Consider the following 18770-nt stretch of genomic DNA (forward strand, 5'->3'; position numbering starts at 1 on the left):
CGTTGCGATATGAATTTTATCCTAGGAATATCAGTTGTATGTCTGTTGTGCAGTTTATGGCATGGCTCGATATCGACCAGAATCCCGAGGATGAGGATGTAAACTATTTGCGATAATTGATAGTTCTGGTTCGAGTGTTGCAAATGAAAACCAAGTTATACAGTACAGAAGATCTGATCCCCAGCAACTGCAGGTCAGTCTTTATAGTCGGGAATCTTGCCGGTCAGTCATGACCTGACGGAAATGGTAGATATGGTTTTGTGGACGAAGAAATACATTCAGATAGTGGCTATCCTGGCTGCGGTGATCCTGGTGGTTGCGGCGGTCAATTACAGGATAACGACGCATATTGTCGAAAAGACTATCGCCTCGCAGCAGGAGGATTTGGCTGTAAAGACAGCAGATACCGTAGAAATCTGGCTGAACCAGCAGATGAAGATTCTTACTGCGGCCGCTGATTCTATTGTGCTCTCAGAAATAGGTAACAATGATCAGACGATGAAGCCGCTGAAAATGGCGATGAAGGCTGGCCATTTTACCGATGTTTATATTGGCAGAATAGACGGGGTGCTGATTGATGGCGCGGATTGGGTGCCACCTTCGGACTACGATCCCCGGCTGCGGCCATGGTTTCATCGGGCGGTTGAAATAGGCGCCATCAGCTTTACCACACCCTACATTGATCTGGTGACAAACAAACTGGTAATAGCCTTGGTCAAGCCGCTGGAGCTGGATGCTCAACTTGTTGGCGTTATGGGCGCTGACACCGTTCTTGACACCCTTGTGAAGAATGTCGTCAATCTCCGGGTGGGAGATTCGGGCTATGCGTTTATTGTCGAAAAGAGTGGCACTATCATCGTCCACCCTAATCAGGATTACGTCATGAAGACCAGGCTCCAGGATATTGAGACCAATCTGTCCGAAGGTCTAAAGAGCTTTATGACAGCCGATATTGGGACAATGACCTATTTCGACCAGGCTCAACGTGAACATGTGCTCTCGTTTAGCAAGATCGAAAATTCTGACTGGTTCCTCTGTGTGACCGCTCCACGTGACGAAGCGTATTCCCGCGTGCGCCAGACGACGATGATCTTTGCAACCGAGATCGCTCTGAAAGTCCTTGGTATACTGGCTTTGGGAGTATTAGTTGTAGCAGGAATCAGCGGAGTGGCGGTGTTTTTTTACAGCAGGCGCTATACGGACGTTGTCCAGCAGCATCAGCAGGAAATCACAGGTATCAATAAGGATCTTGAGTGGAACATAACCCGTAGGAAGGAGGTCGAAACCTACTACCAGACACTGTTTAACGTAGCGAATGACGCCATCCTGATAAGTAAGGGGCCGGTTTTTTCCGAATGCAACCAACGGGCAGCAGAGGTTTTCGGCACCAGCCGGGAGGCGCTCATCGGTAAGGGATTCCTTGATCTATCACCTGCCTATCAGCCAGATGGGGGGCTGAGTGAGAAGAAACTTGAGGAGATTATCCGAGCAGCCCATGAGGGCGACCAGCAAGCTTTTCGGTGGTCGTTCGTGCGTTCGGATGGTATGGAGTTCCCTGCTTCCGTGAGCCTCAAGATTTTTCGTCTTGATGATGAGGAACTGACGCTCTCCAGCATTAGGGATATTTCCAAACGCGTCGATGCCGAAGGGCAGTTGATGCAGGCGCAGAAGCTTGCAGCTGCCGGAGAGATGCTCGGGGTTATCGCCCATCAGTGGCGACAGCCGCTCAACACCTTGTCCACATATATCTCCAGCCTGCAGGCCGCTCAGATCAACAACATGCTGACCAAGTCGTTTATCGAGAAACTGGTGACGGGAGCAAGTGGCCAGATCCATTTCATGTCGAAGACCATCGACGATTTCCGTAACTTCTTCAAGCCTTCAAAGGCCAAGGGCCCGGTGGACGTGTTGAAAGTGATCATCAACGCTGTCAAGCTCATGGAGGCGCAGATGAAGCATGCCGATATCTCGCTCACCGTTAAGAATGCTTCAGGTGAATCGGCCTTGATCGTTTACGGTTATGAGGGTGAGTTTATTCATGTTCTGGTGAATATTCTGGCCAACGCCAAGGACGCAATCGTCGAGCGGCTAGAAGGGGATACGGGAAATGCACCAGTGTTGAAAAAAATCGATATCGTTGTTAATGCCGATGACGATGATGTTCGGATGGAAATCCGTGACAGTGGCTGCGGTATCCCCGAGCATCTTCTGCCACGTATTTTCAACCCGTATTATACGACCAAGAGCGCTTCGTCCGGTACCGGCATGGGGTTGTACATGTCGAAAATGATAGTGGAAAAGGAGATGAATGGTGAGTTGCTGGCGGAAAATACCGATTCAGGAGCCAAATTTACCATTAAACTGAAACGAATGAACATCGAGCGCGATGGATGATTTGGAGCTGGCGGAAATCCCCCAGCTACCACCGATTCAACAGTAATCCCACCGCGCATGAGTTGGATGACATTCGGCGTGAGAAAATTTTACGAGTTTATACATGATCGATGAAAAGTTAAAAAGCTGCCAGATTCTCCTGGTCGACGATGAGCAGGCGGAGCTCGATGCGTACAGTCTGCTCTTGACCTCAATGGGTTTCCGTAATGTCAGAACGGTAAATGACAGCCGTCTGGTGCTGGCGACACTCGAGTCCATGCAGTCGCCGGTGGTCTTTCTTGATCTCAATATGCCGCATATGACGGGTCAGGAAGTTTTGCGGCAGCTGAAGGTGCACAAGCCGCAGATCCCGGTGATCATTATAACCGCCGATTCTGAAATTGAGACCGCTGTTGAATGTCTGCGACTAGGGGCTCATGATTACCTGGTTAAGCCTATTGACCTGAAGATGTTCAGCTCCGCCTTGCGGAACGCACTTGAGATTGGATTACTCAGAAATGAGGTGATGTCGCTTAAAGGAATCTCCTTTGGCGGCGGCGAGTTCAGTCATCCGGCCTTCTCGAAGATCGTTACCCGCAGCCCGATCATGCTCGGTATTTTTCAGTATATTGAATCGATAGCCGCCAGCGGCCTGCCGGCGCTGATCCTTGGGGAAACCGGTTCCGGCAAGGAACTGATTGCGCGGGCAATTCACGAAGTGAGCAATTTGCCTGGTGAGTTTGTGGCGGTGGACATCTCAGGCCTTGATGATACCCTGCTTTCCGACACGCTGTTTGGGCACACCAAGGGTGCGTATACCGGAGCAGATAAATCCCGTTCCGGGCTGATTGAGAAAGCTGCAAACGGTACGCTTTTCCTTGATGAAATCGGTGATCTCGCTGAAGTGTCGCAGGTGAAGCTGCTCAGGCTGCTGCAGGAAAAAATCTATTATCCCCTTGGTGCCGATCAGCCCAAACAGTGTCATGCACGTATCATCACTGCCGCCAACAAGGACTTAAGCAAACTGGCTGGACAGGATGGTGAATTCCGCATGGATCTTTACTATCGTCTCAGCACCCATCTGATCAGGGTGCCGCCCCTCAGGGACCGCCGTGAGGATATTCCCCTGCTGGTGGAGCATTTGATTGGCGAGGCGGCGACTACGATGAATAAGAAGGTTCCAGCAATCAGCAACCAGGCGCTTGCCAGGCTGATGCGTCATCCGTTCTGGGGCAATGTGCGGGAATTGAAAGCGTATATTTCCGATGCCGTGGCCCGATGTCAGCATGGCCATATCGATGAGAACCTGATTGGTGAGCGGTTGGGTGGGGCAATCCCCATGATTGCAGAGACGGAAGGAGCTGCAAATCCACTTGAGAGCCTGTTTGGTCATTTTCCGACGATTGAGGAACTCATTGAATATGCGATTGAATCCGCTCTGGTTGTCACTGACAATAACCAGAGTCAGGCCTCTCGTCTGCTCGGGGTTTCCCGGCAGGCCCTCCATAAGCGGATAAAGAAAAGGCACGAAGGCTAATAGGTTAACGTACCGTTGTTTTGTGGTATAAAAACGCGTCAACCAGAGTTTACATTGTCAACCATGGTTGACAATGTTGGTTGACAAGGTAAACCTGGTTTCTGTCTTTTGCGTGCTGATCCACCCTGCCGGACGCGGGGCGGACTGGGACCCTCCTCTTGGAAATTCCGTCTTCTTCCCTCATTTACTTTTACCTGCAACTGCCTTGCAATGCGGCTATGGCACGACCTTGTTCGTGTTACAGGTTTTTACGGCCAATATTTTTCCTTCCACTTGCTGTTGGGCTGACAGTCCCACACTTCCTATATCAAATAATATTGAATTTCAAAACTTTATGTCTTTGGTGTCTTCTCCGTCTGTTGTCGACGACCTGCAAGGTCGTGCGATAAACGAACGACCTTCATCTGTGGCACGGTAATTGCCCTAAGTAGTCCATAGACGACCTGTGCTGCAGAAACAAACCGGTGATGTACCCAAAACAGAAGATCTCCAGGTTCATTCCAGTGCAGTGAGAAGCATGTACCAGCGGTAATGCTGGAGTATCCACGCCTATTCAGGCATATCAATTTGGGAGGATTTCATGAGCGTATTTCGTAAATTGGCAGTACCGGCATTGGCAGCAACACTGATCGCCGGCAGCGCCTGGGCAGAAAATGTCAAAATTGGCAACATTATTCCACTTTCCGGACCGTCGGCTACGGTGGGCCAGCAGGGCAAGAATGCCCGTGAAATGGCGATAGAAGAGATCAACGCTGCCGGTGGTATCAAGTCTTTAGGTGGCGCCAAGCTGGAATTGGTTTTTGCCGACTCTGAATCCAAACCTGAAAAAGGTGTTGCTGAAGCAGAGCGTCTGATCAATACCGAAAAGGTCAATGTCCTGACCGGCTGCTGGAACAGCGCTGTGACCTATCCGACCACAGCTGTGGCCGAGCGTTATGGTATTCCGTTTGTGGTACCGGTTTCCGTATCAGACAAGATCACTGATCAGGGCTTCAAAACCGTTTTCCGGATCGCGGCCAAAGACAGCTGGTGGACCCGTGACCAGTTCTCTTTCCTCAAGGATATGCAGGAGGAGTTCGGTACCAAGGTAGAGAAAATTGCCTTTGTTTATGAGAACGGCGACTGGGGTAAAGGTTTTGCCGGACAGTGGAAAGAGCTTGCCGAAAAAGGCGGCTACCAGGTTGTTCTCGATGAACCGTATCCTTCAACTGCCACCGACCTGAGCCCGGTTGTTCAGAAAATCAAACGTTCCAGAGCCGATGTACTGATGCTGGTTTCTAATGCGGCTGACGCCATTCTGCTCACCAATACCCTGGCAGAGTACAAGGTTAATCTGAAAGCGATCATTGCCAGTGGCGGAGGTCATGCCGATCCTTCCTTCCTCAAAGCCGCCGGCAAGAGCGCGCAGTACCTGTTCGATATCGTTGAGTGGGAAACCGACGTTAATAAGCCAGGTGCCAAGGAAGCCAACGAGAAATACAATGCCAAATACGGCCAGAACCTGACCGGTGAGGCTGTTGACGCCTACGTGGCCATGTATGTATTAAAAGACGCCCTCGAGCGCGCCGCTTCTCTTGATCCTGCCAAGATTCGTGAGGCTCTTGCTGCAACCAACCTGTCTGACGGCCCTGGCATGATCGTCGGTTACGACTCCATCAAGTTCGATGCCACCGGTCAGAATGAGAACGCCTCTCTCGTAATGGTGCAGGTCAATGATACCGGAAAAGGCTTGGAGCGTATTACCATCTGGCCGAAATCTGCGCGTCGTGCGGGCTACACCCCGGTTTTCCCGATGCCTGAAAAATAATAGTCGTCCATTTTTTTGAAGCAGGGCTGCTCAGGCGCCCTGCTTTTATTCTGTCTCAATCTATCTTGCTGCTTCAGGGAGGCGGTCATGCTCTATATCATTGAGGACACCATCAACGGTATCCTGATGGGATCCATTTACGGGCTGACGGCGATGGGTCTGACCATCATCTTCGGTGTTCTGAAAGTGATCAACTTTGCCCACGGCTCGATGCTGATGGTGGGCATGTATGTGACATACTGGGCGGTGACCCTTACCGGTATCAACCCCTACCTGGCTATTGTCATTGTCGCCCCCGTCATGTTCTTTTTCGGTTACTATCTACAGGATATTGTCATCAAGCCGATTTTTATTGCCGAGAAAAATGTGCGCGAGCCGATCACCGTTATCATCGTCACTACGGGTATCTGGTACATCCTCGATAACCTGACCCTGCTTATTTTCGGCCCCCAGTACCGTTCATTGGCCGACAACCCATGGCGCAGCAAAATGCTGGAGTTTGGTGACTTGTTTATTTCGGTTCCCAAACTTTATGGATGCATAATTGCGATCGTAACTGCGGCAGCGATCTACTGGTTTTTCCAGAAAACGAGTATGGGCCGGGCCATCCGCGCTACCAGCATGGACCGTGAAGCCGCCAGTCTCCAGGGCATCAACCAGTATAAAATCTACAACCTCGCCTTTGGGATTGGCTCTGCTACTGCAGGGATTGCGGCGGTTACCCTTGTCCCGTTCAACAACGTTTTTCCCACAGTGGGCGTACTGTTCGACATCAAGGGCTTCATTATCGTCGTTCTCGGCGGCCTTGGTTCCATCGGCGGAGCGCTGGTCGGCGGTATCATTGTCGGTCTGATTGAATCCGTCGGTCCACAGTTCATGACAGCGACCTGGACGGAAGCCATAGTCTACGGGCTGTTTCTGGTGGTGCTGTTTGTGAAGCCGTCTGGTCTGTTTGGCCAGAAACATGATTGGTAATCAAGAAACCGAGGAAGACCTCCATGAATGAAAAGCAAATTAACAGACTGGCAGGCATCGGGCTTCTGGTTATCGCCTTTGGCCTGCCGCTTGTCGTACGCAGCGCGACCTATCTCCACATCGTGGTGCTACTCTATTTTTACGCCTACCTGACCACCAGCTGGAATCTGGTCGGTGGCTTTGCCGGTGTTCTGCCTTTGGGCCATGCAGCCTTTGTCGGAATAGGCGCTTATACCTCAACCATCCTTTCCTTGCAGTATGGCATCAGCCCCTGGCTCGGCATGCTGGTCGGCGGGGTGATTGCCACCATTGTCGGGGTACTGATTGGATTGCCGACTTTCAAGATGCGGGGGGCTTATTTCGCCCTTGCCACCATCGCCTTTGCCGAAGGTATCAGGGTCATTGTCGAAAACGTCGACTATATTGGTCCCCTCAAGGTGAACGGACCGCGCGGTCTGCAGATTCCGCCCCTGGAAACCGGCCTGGTCAATTACATGTTCGCGAGCAAGGAGCCGTATTACTACATCATTCTGGTAATGCTGCTGCTGGTGCTCTTCTTGACCTGGTTCATCTCACGTTCAAAGCTTGGCTATTATCTCAATGCAGGCGGCGAGGAGCCGGAAGCGGCAATGGCGCTCGGGATCAATGTCGCACGCGCCAAACTGATTGCCATGGCCATGAGCTCTTTCCTGACCGCCCTGGCTGGCACCTTTTACGCCCAGTTTTCCCTTTACATTCATCCCAAAAGCATTATCTCGCTCGATCTTTCGTTCGAGATCGCCTTCATTGCCCTGATCGGCGGTCGCGGTTCCATTGCCGGGCCGATCCTCGGTGCACTGTTACTACGACCAGTAGGGGATTTTTCCAGGATTTATTTTGGCGACACTCTGCCGGGTATGCACCTGATCATTTTCGGCCTGGTTCTCATTTTGGTAATGCATTATCAACCACGAGGACTGCAGGAACCGTTGACCAGATTGTATAAATCGCTGGTGGCTCGTCTTATCGGCAAAACGACAGGTGGGGGGCAGGAACATGGCATTGCTCGTAGTTAAAGACATGACAAAACAATTTGGAGGTCTGCGGGCGGTGGATTCGCTCAACCTGCAGATCGAGGAGGGGCAGATATTCGGTTTGATCGGTCCCAACGGGGCGGGCAAGTCGACCGCTTTCAACTGTATTGCCGGCTTATTCCCGCCGACAGCAGGTGAAATTACCTTCGACGGCAAGAACATCAACGGCAGTAAGCCCTGGGATCTCTGTAAACAGGGGCTTGCCAGGACATTTCAGATAGTGAAGCCGTTTGGATCAAAATCGGTGCTCTATAACGTGACTGTTGGCAGTTTCGCCACCACCAACAGCCGGTCAGAAGCCGAGGCGAAGGCCTTGAAGGTGCTGGAATACCTCAATTTCGCAGATAAAAAGGATATTCTGGCGGCAAACCTTACCATTGCCGATCGAAAACGGCTGGAGATCGCCAAGGCACTGGCCACCGAACCAAAGCTGCTGCTGCTTGACGAGGTTATGGCCGGTCTAAGACCCAACGAGGTTGATGAGATGGTCGAGATTCTCAAAAATCTGCGCAACCGCGGTATAACCATCTTCGTTATCGAACATATCATGCGTGCCATCATGGCCCTTTCGGATCGTATCGTGGTCATCCAGTTCGGCAAAAAGATCGCCGAGGGGACACCTGATGAGATCGCCAACAACGAAAAGGTTATCAAGGCCTATCTGGGAGAAGATTATGCCGTTGCTTGATATTGATAAAATTGACGTAGCTTATGGCGATGTTCAGGTAATCTTCGAGCTTTCCCTCAAGGTGGAAAAAGGTGAGGTCGTAAGTATTATCGGTGGTAACGGTGCCGGAAAATCGACGCTGTTGAGAGCCATCTCTGGACTTATGCCGGTGAAGGCGGGTTCGATTACCTTTGCGAATGACAAAATCGATAAGGAGCCGCCAGAGAACATTGTTACCAAAGGCATTGTCCACGTACCGGAAGGCCGTCGCCTCTTTCCACTGATGAGCGTGAAAGACAACCTCATGGTCGGTGCTTTTAATAAACGGGCTCGCGAGCAGGCTGGGGAGACCTTGAAGAAGGTGTACGAATTGTTGCCTCGGCTGGCGGAACGGGAAAGCCAGTTGGCCATGACGCTCTCAGGCGGTGAGCAGCAGATGGTTGCTATCGGTCGTGGATTGATGGCCCTGCCGAATATCCTCATGCTCGATGAGCCGTCTCTTGGCCTGGCACCGATCCTGATCAAGGGTATTTTTGAAACGGTACGAAAAATCGCCGATCAGGGCACCACCGTCCTCATGGTCGAGCAGGATGTAAAACACTCCTTAAGTCTTTCCGATCGCGGTTATGTGCTTGAGCATGGCCGGGTGGTGATGGAAGGAAAAGCTGCGGATCTGATCGACGATCCCCATGTCAAGGAAGCCTATCTGGGGATATAGAGGATAGCGGGCTTGTTATCGCAGATTATTGGAATTCATACAAAGAGCTCGATCAGCATGTTCTCTTGCTGATCGGCCTCCTTGTTTTCTCCCTGGATGAATCGGCGGATCATTCCCGCTCAATGACAATAGCTATTCCCTGACCGCCGCCGATGCAGGCGGTTGCGCAGCCATATCGGCCATTCTGTTCGGCCAGGATCCTGGCGAGGGTGCCGGTGAGGCGGACTCCCGTTGCACCGAGGGGATGACCGAGGGCAATACCACCGCCATGGATGTTTACCTTTTCAGGGTCGATGGCCAACTCATGCATGCAGTTGAGAACTACTACGGAAAACGCCTCATTGACCTCCCAGATATCAATATCTTCAGACATTAGACCTATCTGTTTCAGCACCTTGCGGACTGCCGGTACCGGACCTGTTCCCATAAGCGTCGGATCCACTCCGGCGATACCTACCGCGCGGATGGTGGCCAGGGGCTTGAGACCGCGTTCGATTGCCAAGTCCTTTCTCATGAGCATCATTGCCGCAGCCCCGGCACTCAGCGGTGAGGCGTTGCCTGCCGTTATCGAGCCGTCTTTCTGGAAGACCGGTTTGAGATTGGCAGTTCCGTTGAGATCAGTTTCCGGGCGCACAGCCTGATCCCGGTTGATGGTTATGGCATTGCCGTCTGCCTGTGGAGCATCAATGGGCAGTATTTCTCCTGCAAAAAATCCTGAATCTGCTGCGATGGCAGCACGCGCATGGGAACGCACGGCCCAGAGGTCCATCTCTTCCCTGGTGATTTGCGCGAGAGCAGCAAGCTTTTCCGCGGTCAATCCCATATTCATGGTGGTTGGCATATCCCATGAACTATATCGCTCATCCGAATAGAGATCGGGGTTGACCGACATGGCACCACTTTCAAAAAGGGTGGGGCCCATGGGTACCCTGGTCATGTGTTCCATACCGCAGGCCAGTGCTATGTCGGCGCAGCCTGTGGCTATCTCCATATAGCCCACCTGAATAGCCGCCAACCCTGAACCGCATTGCTGGTCGATAAATTTGGCGGCGACGGAATCGGCGAGGCCTGCAAGAAATACCGGGGTCCTGCCGCCAAAGGTCCACTGTTCAGACACGCCGAGAGCAGAACCGATAATAAGATCGTCTATGTCGGATGAGGAGACGCCGCTTCGTTTGAGTATTTCAGGGAGGAGGCGTGCCAGCAGTTCGTCGGCACGCAACCGATGGAACCAGTCTTTTTCCGGCGCGGAGGGCCGTGATCTGGATTGGGCGGTGCGCAGGTAATCGACAATAACAACTTCTTGCATGGTGAAGGATCTCCTATTACAGTTTTGAGCTATAACGATTTCTATTCAACCAGGTGGCACCATCGGGCCAGGAACAGGGCGTAGGTTTTGGCCACGTGCAAGACGCTTTCCAGGTGCACCCGTTCATCCGTACCATGGATATTTTCCGCCACCGGGCCAAAACAGGTCGCTTGCCCCTTGCCATAAAAATGATAAGCCCGAAGGTCGGTGGTGCAGGTCGAAATATACCTTTCGGCGGCAATTCCCGTAATATCGTGGTGGCAACCGTCAAGTACCTGGAAGGCTGGCAGATCACTTGGCAGGCTATGTCCTTCCGAGCGAAATCCGTAAAAATCCACTTCGGGGAGATTCCGGCGCAGCCATTCGTCCTTTTCGGCGGCCCGTAATATTGTTGCTTCCAGGCGGTTGCGAATGTCCGTATAGTCGGTCCCCGGAAAAAAAGAGAGCCTGCCGTGAAATGTGGCTTCAGCTGCCACGGTGGAGGGCCAGTCTCCCCCTTCGATGATGCCGATATTGAGGTTTATCGGATGGTGGGTGTTCCTATAAGCCAGCGGCACGCGATCATGGTTCAGTTCTTCTTCAAATTCACGAAGCGCCAGGATCAGCGGGTAACATTTCTCAATAGCATTGACGCCGCTCCCTGCTTGCAGGACATGGGTGGGACGACCGGCGAGATGAACCTTGAACCACATCACCCCAAGCTGGTCGGTGAGGATTGTCGGCCCGAACGGCTCGGGGATGAGTACTGCCTCGGCGTCGTAGCCAGCGGCGAGGGTCGCGATAGCACCGTTGCCGCTGCATTCTTCCTCGATGACTGCGGCAATGGTGAGCGGCGCGGCCAGACCGAAACCCGCCTTGCGGATTGCATGAGCAGCATAAGTCATTGCGGCGATGCCTGATTTCATGTCGCCTGCACCGCGGCCATACAGCCAGCCGTCAGCTTCTGTGGGCGTGAACGGATCATGCCGCCAGAGTGCACCGTTTCCTGCACTGACCACATCCAGGTGTCCGTTCAGAAGGGCACTCCTGCCGCCGTTCGCCACGGCAGGCATGGTGCCGACCACGTTGTTTCGGCCGGATATTGACCATGGCACGGAAGCATAACCGGGATGGGACAGTACGTCTTCGCTTTCAAGCGGTATCAAGGAGGTGGTAAAATCAAGTTTCTGCAGTTCGGAGTTCATCACTGCAACCGCCCCCGCCTCGTTACCAAGTGTGCTTGGCTGGGCGACCAGGCGGCTGGTGAAATCAAAAATGTCATCGGAGAGACCGGTGACGATTTCGAGAATACGTTTTTCCTGAGCAGTCATGGCTGAATGGCATCGGTAGAAGGGGTGTCGTATAGATTGTCAAAAGGTCGTAAGACCTTCGGCAATCTCCAGAGGTGCCTCGGTTAAGCGTAGCACGGTGTCAAGGTCGGTCTCGTGGGCAATTTCCGTAAGGACCATGCCGTCCGGTTCAACTTTTATTACCGCCAGTTCCGTAATGATCATATCGACGCAGCGTCTGGCTGTAAGCGGCAGGGTGCAGTTTTTCAGGATCTTTGCTTCCCCTTTTTTTGTGGTGTGGGTGGTGGTGATTATCAGTCGGCGGGCTTTCTGGGCCAGCTCCATGGCGCCGCCGATGCCGGGAGCAAACTTTCCCGGAATGATCCAGTTGGCCAGATCACCCTGTTCCGACACTTCCAGGGCTCCGAGAAAGGCCAGGTTGAGGCGGCCCCCCCGCACCAGGGAAAAACTGAGGGCTGAATCGCAGAAGGCTGCACCTGGCACTACGGAAATATAGGCGCCTCCCGCGTCGATCAGGTTACGGTCAGCTTTGGCGGCAAGGGTTATTTCGCCAGCGCCAAGTATGCCGTTTTCCGAGTGGATGGTAAGTGGCAGGTCGGGTGGGAGAAAGTCGGGAATGAGCGTTGGAATGCCGATGCCAAGATTTACCACTTGACCCGGTCTGATCTCCTGTGCCGCCCGACGGGCGATTTTTTCTTTTATGTTAACGGACATGATGTTTGAGTACTCCATATTCGGGCAGAAGTTCTCCGATCGGTACAACGTGATCGACAAAGGCCCCCGGAGTGTGGACCTGATCAGGGGGAATCTCGCCTGTTTCGACAATCTCTTCTGCCTCGGCGATAACCAGGTCGGCAGCGGTAGCCATTAACGGGTTGAAGTTACGGGCACTCTTTTCATAGACCAGGTTGCCTGCGCGATCAGCTTTGGCGGCATGGATGAGCGCAATGTTTGCGCGCAGGGCTGGTTCAATCATGCCCTCGCGCCCATCCAGCTGCACCACATTCTCTTCCCGGCGTAGGATGGTATTGATGCCGATGTCGGTGACAATGGCCAGCAGGCCTGCCCCGCCGGCCCGGATTTTTTCCGCCAGGATACCCTGGGGATAAAAGTTCACTTCGATTTCCTTTTTGTTCATCATGGCGATAGCCAGGCTGTTCAGGCCGAGGTGCGAGGTGATGAGACGACTGACTCGACCGGCCTCCAGCAAGAGTGATACGCCGAGCCCAGCCTCGTTGGCTTCGTTCTTGATCAGGATGAGCCGGTCGGCGCCGGATCCAAGAAGACCGTTGATGAGCAGAAAGGGAGTGCCGGGTACACCGAAACCACCGACCATGACGGACATGCCGCAGGTGACGTTTTCAAGTGCCTTGCTCACCGTTGTTGTTTTGTCGATCATTTGAGCACCTCTTTGAGAAACTGGCGGGTGCGGCGTTCCTGGGGATTGCTGAACATTGCCTGCGGTGAGGCATCCTCGACGACCACTCCATCGGCCATGAAGATGACCCGGTCGCCGACCTTTTCGGCAAAACCCATTTCGTGTGTCACCACCAGCATGGTCATGCCGTCGCGGGCGAGATCTTCCATGACCCTCAGGACATCCCCGACCAGCTCAGGGTCAAGCGCCGAGGTGACTTCGTCAAACAGCATCACTTTCGGTTCCATTGCCAGAGCCCTGGCGATGGCTACTCGCTGCTGCTGACCACCGGAGAGCATACTGGGGTAAGCGCTTGTCTTGTCGCTTAAGCCAACTTTCCCCAGCAGTTCAAGAGCATTGTCACGAACCGTAGTCTTATCCTTCTTCAATACCAGCAGGGGCGCTTCCATCACATTTTCCAGGACGGTCATGTGTGGAAACAGGTTGAATTGTTGAAACACCATGCCAACCTGGCAGCGTATGTGATTGATGTGCTTTTCAAAATCCTTGCGACTCCTGCCTGTATCGTTGATGAGCTCACCTTCCAGGTAAATCTGGCCGCCGGTGGGTTCTTCAAGATGGTTGATACAGCGAAGCAGGGTTGATTTTCCCGATCCGCTGGGGCCGATAATTACCAGAACTTCACGCGGGGCTACTTTGAGATCGACGCCGTTTAACACGTTGAGCTGCCCGTAGCTTTTTTGCAGGGATCGAATTTCCAGCATGGGATCAATTGGTCTGGTCGAAGATGTGGGTGTCATGCCCGGGCCTCCTTTCTGGTGCGTCGTTCCACCCAGACCAGGAGCATGCTCGCTGCCGAGGTGAGCACGGCATAGAGAACAGCTGCCATAACATACATCTCGAAAGGCTTGTAGGTTGAGCCGATAAGGCGCTGGGCGGTAAGTGTCAGTTCGACCACGGTGATGGTGGAAACAAGTGAAGTGTCCTTGATGAGGATGACAAAGTTATTACCAAGCGGCGGAATGATGATGCGCAACGCCTGCGGCAGGATAATCCGGCGCATGGCCTGGGCGCCACTCATGCCAAGAGAACGGGCGGCTTCCGTCTGCCCTTTTGGTACGGAGATGATACCGCCGCGAATAGTTTCGGCGTTATAGGCACCCACGTTCAGGGCTAGTCCGAGTACACCTGACATGAATGGGCCGAGATCGATGCCGATCTGCGGAAAGCCGAAATAGATGATAAAGAGTTGTACCAGAAGAGGAGTGGAGCGGATCAGCCAGATGTAGAAAACCGCCGGCCATCGCAGTAGCGGGTTTGCGGCGAGCTTGCACAGGGCTGCGGTCAGACCGAAGGCCAGACCGAGGATAAGGGAAAGGACCGAGATCTGCAGGGTCAGCAGGGCTCCGGAGACCAGAAAGGGGAAATAGTGAACGATGATAGTCCAGTCCAGCATAACAGGCATCCTTTGATGCTATCGAGTGGTGTTGCGGGAGGACCGGGGAAGTTGTCCTCCCGTTGTTGCCTGCCGCCCGTCTACCGGAACAGCAGGTTTTGAAAACAATCAGCGAACGTCTATGCCAAGCCACTTCATGGAGATGTCATGATAGGAACCATCTTCCTTCATGGCGGCGAGTGCAGTGTCGATAGCGGTTTTCAGTTCAGTGTTGCCCTTGCGCATGGCGATTCCCATCCTTTCCTCGTAAAGGAGGTCGCCGGCGAGTGCGATGGGGGCTCCCTTGTCCTTGATGGCCAGGGCGCCAACGATCTTGTCAGTGATAAATCCGTCGATGCGGCCGTTGGAGACCTCCAGGATCATGTCAGGGACGCCTTTGTAGGTGCGAATGTCGGCGTCGGCAATATTCTCTCTGACCCACTTTTCATAGGTGGTGCCAAGTGTGACGCCGACTTTCTTGCCTTTCAGGTCAGCGACGGTTTTAAGCGGTGAATCCTTTTTCACGAACAGCTGCGCACCTGAGCGGTAGTAGGGATCAGAGAAGTCGATGGACTTGAGCCGGTCCTCAGTAATAGCCATGCTGCCGCAGATCAACTCATATTTATTGGCAAGCAGGCCGGCGATGATCCCGTCCCAGGCTGTGCTCATCGGTACGCCGGTAACAGAGATACGTTTGGCAACTTCTTTGCCGATCTCAACGTCAAAGCCGGTAAGCTCATTTTTGTCGTCGACGAAATTAAAGGGTGGATATTGACCGCTCATCGCCATGGTGATTTCACCTTTATTCTTTACCTTTTGCAGATCATCAGCAAATGCTGCACCGGTGAGCAGGAATACGGCTATGAGGGCAGTTGCCAATACGGATGTCCTTTTCATTGTGTCTCTCCTTTGTGGGTTGATTGGTCAGTGCGATGATGCTGGTTGCCAGGATGGATGGTTTTATCGGCCAGTAACCTGGTAACGGCTGCCAGGGTTTCATTCAGCCGCTCAAGCATCTCGTCCACCTGGGCGGCGGAAATGATGAGCGGCGGAGCAATGAGGACATGATCTCCGGCCAGGCCGTTGATCGACTTCCTCGGGTAGATAATGAGGCCGCGGGAAAAGGCCTCTCGGGTGACCAGATTAAAAATCTGGTCGCTGTTGGCAAAAGGAGCACGGCTTTCACGGTCGGCTACGAACTCAAGGGCAGTGAGCAGTCCTCTGCCCCGCACTTCGCCGATGATAGGGTAATGTCCGGCAAGCTGTCTGAGACCTGAGAGCAGCTGCCTGCCGGTTTCAGCGGCGTTCTCAGCCAATTGGTCGTCAACGATCCGGTTAAGTACCGCCAGCCCCACAGCACAAGCCATGGGGTTGCCTGCGTAGGTGTGACCATGTGGGAAACCGCCGCCGGCCAAAACCGATTCGACCAGCTCGTTTCCGGCCATTACTGCTCCCAGAGGGTAATAGCCGGAAGCCATTCCTTTAGAGAGGGCGATGATATCCGGTCGCAGGTTCCAGTGCTCGTAGGCAAAAAGCCGGCCGGTGCGGCCAAAGCCCGTCATGACTTCATCAAGAATCAGGAGAATGCCATACCTGTTGCAGATGTCGCGGATGACGGCGAAATAGTCTTCAGGCGGTACAAGTGCACCGGTGCTGGCCCCGCCGATAGGTTCAGCGATGAAGGCGGCGACATTTTCGGGTCCCTGTTCATTTATGGCTGTCTCCAGGGCTTTGGCGCAGGCCAGATTACACTGCGGGTAGGTCAGCTGATAGTGGCAGCGGTAGCAATAGGGCGCGGGAATTTTCGGTGATGCCTTGAGCATTGGCCGATACGGTATTTCCAGCGGTGCGTAAGCAGTGAGCGCCAGGGCGCCGAGGGTCGAGCCATGGTAAGAGGGGGTCCGGCTGATAATCAGGTGACGGCCGTGCTCGCCTTTGCTGCAAAAATAGCTGCGGCAGAGTTTAATAGCCGACTCGACCGCTTCTGACCCGCCTGACACATAAAAGACCCGATCGAGTCCCGGGGTGGACAGGTCGACCAGTTTTTGAGCCAGTTTTACTGCAGGGCGATTTTCAAACTGGGTCCGGTAGGTGAAGAATGCGGATTTGGCCTGTTCGTTAATCGCTGCAAGTACTCCAGGGTCCCCGTGACCGATATTGCAGATAATTGCCCCGGAGCAGCCATCGATATATTTCCTGCCGTCTTCATCCCAGATATAAATACCTTCTGCTTTGGCAACCATCGGGGTCTCGGCACTTGTCTGGTAAAAGAGTGGATTCGCTGCTGCGATTCTATTCATGTTTGGTTGTCCTGGGTTTGGTTTATTTCATCTTTGATATTCCGGCAAAACCGGATTACGCATAATTCTGAAAAAACGTTCATGAAATATACGGGCTAGACACTGCCAAGTCGTCCTTCCACCGGAATGGTGGCTGATATTTTCGCGGCCAGTTCAATAATGAGAGGTGCATACTGGACTTCAACCTCTTCCGGACTTCTCTGCAGGACAGAAAAGTCAAAAGAGACCGCTCCTATACCCCTGCCGGTGTGGGGGTTGATGAGCGGTGCCGCAATAGCTATCAGGCCGGGGAGAAATTCTTCAACGGTCATGGCATATTTCCTGGTCTTAGCTAGCAGTAACTGGTTTTTCAGGACATCACGGTCGACGATGGTATGCTCTGTCTTGGCAGTCATCTGCAGGTTGGCAATACGGGACTGCAATTCATCTGCGGGTAGTGAAGAGAGAAAGGCCTTGCCAAGCGCGGTGTTGTGCAGACAGTTTCTGGTAAAGTCGGGCAGGCTGTAGGTAAGTGTGTCGGCGGCCTCCCGGTGATAGATGCGCATCATGTCATCATCGACGGACAGGGCGACATCGATTGTTATATTACAGCGGCTGTGGACGTCATCGACAAGGGCCTTGATAAATCGATTGTGATCCGTGGCCCGCATCAGGTTGTTGCAGAATGCCAGACAAAAGATCGATGGCCGTACACGCTTGGTGGTTTCGTCCTTTTCGAGATATCCCATTTCAACCAGGGTGTTGATATATCGGTAGGTTGAGGTCATGTTGAGATCGACAAGGCTGGCAATCTCTGTCTGGCTGAGCGCCGGGGTTTCCCGGTTGAACAGCGCCAGAATCTTCAGACCCTTTTCCAGTGATTTTGAAAAATATGATGTACTCGTCGGCATACGATATTATCTCTCCAATTTTACTATTATAGTAAATCATGTGCTATTATAGTTAAAATAGCGTTGAGCAATTGTGCTTGTCAAGAAAAAATAGAGGGCGACAAAATTGTAACTCGTTGAGAGAGCGTTAGAGATTGGCTGTAACCGACTGTTAGCCTGGGATGTGAAAAGAACCAGTGAGTAGAGAATAGGAGGAATTTATTTTTGTATTACAATTATGTGAAAAGCGATGGAGCTCAAGATCTGATAGAGGCACAGTTTTGGTATCCTGGAGAAAACATCACATCCTGCAGGGTGGAAGCGATGATCTAAGAAGTGACAGGGCTTAATCGTAGGCTGTTGCGGCTTGTTGCAAGAATGCCAAGTCCAGAGCCAATTCCCATTACCGTAATGTTTCAAAGCACTGATCGGGAGGAGGTAGAAAAGGTTGTTTCTTTAAAGGTTCATCCGTATGACTGGATACATTGGTAGCGACTGAGAGTATCCAGGAAATTTGCACCAATTGGTGGTGGGTTCCCGATCATGGTTTGTAACTAAGCTCGGGTTAAGCTCGGGTCGGACCAAGATAACTACACGAATTAGCGTTGTATATATAATGAAAATAGGCTGTTTTTGGTCTTAAACTCCTCTTTTGATGCCAAAAAGGTACTTCTAAGAGTATAGGGTGAATAGGGCGTACCACGTTTTCTTGAAGCGGTTAAGGCTTATATATTAAACGCTTTTTTTATGGACCCGTTGACCAACGTTTGAAGAGGCGGATCCATTGATCAAAAAAATTGTGACCGAAAGTTGAGCGAAGCATCAGCGAATTATTCCCGCTCAATGACAATAGCTATTCCCTGGCCGCCTCCATGAATGTTTACCCGTTCCGGGTCGATGGCCAACTTACGCATGCAGTTAGGTACCACCACCGAAATTGCCTCATTGAATAGTTCTTACTCAAATTTCCAACATTATCGGCAAGTGCAACGACAGGGAAAGAGAGAACTTCCCGCTTCTCTCCAATCAATATCCGCGCG

16 protein-coding genes are annotated in these 18770 nt (G+C 52.5%); 7 read left to right on the top strand and 9 right to left on the bottom strand.

Annotation, left to right across the window (positions count from 1 at the left end; translation table 11 throughout):
- Window positions 1–252 precede the first annotated feature (252 nt).
- From BUF15_RS16580 to BUF15_RS16610, 7 genes are all read left to right on the top strand, one after another.
- Window positions 253–2394 (top strand): sensor histidine kinase, encoded by a 2142-nt coding sequence (locus BUF15_RS16580; protein WP_073614831.1) that lies wholly within the window; start codon window positions 253–255, stop codon window positions 2392–2394.
- A 103-nt stretch (window positions 2395–2497) separates the two neighbouring features.
- Window positions 2498–3910, top strand: coding sequence for a sigma-54-dependent transcriptional regulator (locus tag BUF15_RS16585; protein WP_073614832.1), 1413 nt, complete (start codon window positions 2498–2500; stop codon window positions 3908–3910).
- Window positions 3911–4490: 580 nt separating this feature from the next.
- Window positions 4491–5717, top strand: coding sequence for an ABC transporter substrate-binding protein (locus tag BUF15_RS16590; RefSeq protein WP_073614833.1), 1227 nt, complete (start codon window positions 4491–4493; stop codon window positions 5715–5717).
- An 87-nt stretch (window positions 5718–5804) separates the two neighbouring features.
- Window positions 5805–6692 carry a branched-chain amino acid ABC transporter permease gene (locus tag BUF15_RS16595; protein ID WP_073614834.1) on the top strand — a complete coding sequence of 296 codons (888 nt, stop codon included), beginning with the start codon at window positions 5805–5807 and terminating at the stop codon, window positions 6690–6692.
- 23 nt (window positions 6693–6715) lie between these two features.
- Window positions 6716–7747 (top strand): branched-chain amino acid ABC transporter permease, encoded by a 1032-nt coding sequence (locus BUF15_RS16600; RefSeq protein WP_073614835.1) that lies wholly within the window; start codon window positions 6716–6718, stop codon window positions 7745–7747.
- The gene (locus tag BUF15_RS16605; RefSeq protein ID WP_073614836.1) at window positions 7728–8453 is read left to right on the top strand and encodes an ABC transporter ATP-binding protein; all 726 of its coding nucleotides are present in this window, start codon (window positions 7728–7730) and stop codon (window positions 8451–8453) included. The genes BUF15_RS16600 and BUF15_RS16605 overlap by 20 nt, the downstream gene beginning before the upstream one ends.
- A complete protein-coding gene (locus tag BUF15_RS16610) occupies window positions 8440–9150 on the top strand; it encodes an ABC transporter ATP-binding protein (RefSeq protein WP_084554104.1) in 711 nt (236 codons plus the stop codon). The genes BUF15_RS16605 and BUF15_RS16610 overlap by 14 nt, the downstream gene beginning before the upstream one ends.
- A 109-nt stretch (window positions 9151–9259) precedes the next feature.
- Here the strand turns inward: BUF15_RS16610 and BUF15_RS16615 are convergent, their stop codons facing one another.
- The 9 genes from BUF15_RS16615 to BUF15_RS16655 form a co-directional block, all read right to left on the bottom strand.
- Complete coding sequence (locus tag BUF15_RS16615; protein ID WP_073614837.1) at window positions 9260–10459, bottom strand: acetyl-CoA C-acetyltransferase; 1200 nt, start codon at window positions 10457–10459, stop codon at window positions 9260–9262.
- 41 nt (window positions 10460–10500) lie between these two features.
- The gene (locus tag BUF15_RS16620; RefSeq protein ID WP_073614838.1) at window positions 10501–11769 is read right to left on the bottom strand and encodes an ArgE/DapE family deacylase; all 1269 of its coding nucleotides are present in this window, start codon (window positions 11767–11769) and stop codon (window positions 10501–10503) included.
- A gap of 39 nt (window positions 11770–11808) precedes the next feature.
- Complete coding sequence (locus tag BUF15_RS16625) at window positions 11809–12462, bottom strand: 3-oxoacid CoA-transferase subunit B (protein WP_073614839.1); 654 nt, start codon at window positions 12460–12462, stop codon at window positions 11809–11811.
- Window positions 12452–13147: a CoA transferase subunit A gene (locus BUF15_RS16630; protein ID WP_073614840.1), complete on the bottom strand. Its 696-nt coding sequence runs from the start codon at window positions 13145–13147 to the stop codon at window positions 12452–12454. Before BUF15_RS16630 ends, BUF15_RS16625 begins: the two co-directional genes overlap by 11 nt.
- The gene (locus tag BUF15_RS16635) at window positions 13144–13890 is read right to left on the bottom strand and encodes an amino acid ABC transporter ATP-binding protein (RefSeq protein ID WP_073614903.1); all 747 of its coding nucleotides are present in this window, start codon (window positions 13888–13890) and stop codon (window positions 13144–13146) included. Before BUF15_RS16635 ends, BUF15_RS16630 begins: the two co-directional genes overlap by 4 nt.
- Window positions 13891–13922: 32 nt before the next feature.
- Window positions 13923–14582, bottom strand: coding sequence for an amino acid ABC transporter permease (locus BUF15_RS16640; protein WP_073614841.1), 660 nt, complete (start codon window positions 14580–14582; stop codon window positions 13923–13925).
- A 108-nt stretch (window positions 14583–14690) separates the two neighbouring features.
- Complete coding sequence (locus tag BUF15_RS16645; RefSeq protein WP_073614842.1) at window positions 14691–15458, bottom strand: ABC transporter substrate-binding protein; 768 nt, start codon at window positions 15456–15458, stop codon at window positions 14691–14693.
- Window positions 15455–16861, bottom strand: coding sequence for an aminotransferase family protein (locus tag BUF15_RS16650; RefSeq protein WP_073614843.1), 1407 nt, complete (start codon window positions 16859–16861; stop codon window positions 15455–15457). Before BUF15_RS16650 ends, BUF15_RS16645 begins: the two co-directional genes overlap by 4 nt.
- Window positions 16862–16956: 95 nt before the next feature.
- Window positions 16957–17751 (bottom strand): IclR family transcriptional regulator, encoded by a 795-nt coding sequence (locus tag BUF15_RS16655; RefSeq protein WP_073614844.1) that lies wholly within the window; start codon window positions 17749–17751, stop codon window positions 16957–16959.
- Window positions 17752–18770: the final 1019 nt, after the last annotated feature.

The organism is Desulfopila aestuarii DSM 18488, from assembly GCF_900143695.1.
Classification (GTDB): domain Bacteria; phylum Desulfobacterota; class Desulfobulbia; order Desulfobulbales; family Desulfocapsaceae; genus Desulfopila; species Desulfopila aestuarii.

Bases quoted from the DNA above. Each gene is read 5' to 3' on its own strand.
- BUF15_RS16640 (WP_073614841.1), bottom strand. From the start codon at position 14,582: ATGCTGGACTGGACTATCATCGTTCACTATTTCCCCTTTCTGGTCTCC.
- BUF15_RS16635 (WP_073614903.1), bottom strand. From the start codon at position 13,890: ATGCTGGAAATTCGATCCCTGCAAAAAAGCTACGGGCAGCTCAACGTG.
- BUF15_RS16600 (WP_073614835.1), top strand. From the start codon at position 6,716: ATGAATGAAAAGCAAATTAACAGACTGGCAGGCATCGGGCTTCTGGTT.
- BUF15_RS16610 (WP_084554104.1), top strand. From the start codon at position 8,440: ATGCCGTTGCTTGATATTGATAAAATTGACGTAGCTTATGGCGATGTT.
- BUF15_RS16645 (WP_073614842.1), bottom strand. From the start codon at position 15,458: ATGAAAAGGACATCCGTATTGGCAACTGCCCTCATAGCCGTATTCCTG.
- BUF15_RS16595 (WP_073614834.1), top strand. From the start codon at position 5,805: ATGCTCTATATCATTGAGGACACCATCAACGGTATCCTGATGGGATCC.
- BUF15_RS16625 (WP_073614839.1), bottom strand. From the start codon at position 12,462: ATGTCCGTTAACATAAAAGAAAAAATCGCCCGTCGGGCGGCACAGGAG.
- BUF15_RS16630 (WP_073614840.1), bottom strand. From the start codon at position 13,147: ATGATCGACAAAACAACAACGGTGAGCAAGGCACTTGAAAACGTCACC.
- BUF15_RS16605 (WP_073614836.1), top strand. From the start codon at position 7,728: ATGGCATTGCTCGTAGTTAAAGACATGACAAAACAATTTGGAGGTCTG.
- BUF15_RS16615 (WP_073614837.1), bottom strand. From the start codon at position 10,459: ATGCAAGAAGTTGTTATTGTCGATTACCTGCGCACCGCCCAATCCAGA.
- BUF15_RS16585 (WP_073614832.1), top strand. From the start codon at position 2,498: ATGATCGATGAAAAGTTAAAAAGCTGCCAGATTCTCCTGGTCGACGAT.
- BUF15_RS16580 (WP_073614831.1), top strand. From the start codon at position 253: ATGGTTTTGTGGACGAAGAAATACATTCAGATAGTGGCTATCCTGGCT.
- BUF15_RS16590 (WP_073614833.1), top strand. From the start codon at position 4,491: ATGAGCGTATTTCGTAAATTGGCAGTACCGGCATTGGCAGCAACACTG.
- BUF15_RS16650 (WP_073614843.1), bottom strand. From the start codon at position 16,861: ATGAATAGAATCGCAGCAGCGAATCCACTCTTTTACCAGACAAGTGCC.
- BUF15_RS16620 (WP_073614838.1), bottom strand. From the start codon at position 11,769: ATGACTGCTCAGGAAAAACGTATTCTCGAAATCGTCACCGGTCTCTCC.
- BUF15_RS16655 (WP_073614844.1), bottom strand. From the start codon at position 17,751: ATGCCGACGAGTACATCATATTTTTCAAAATCACTGGAAAAGGGTCTG.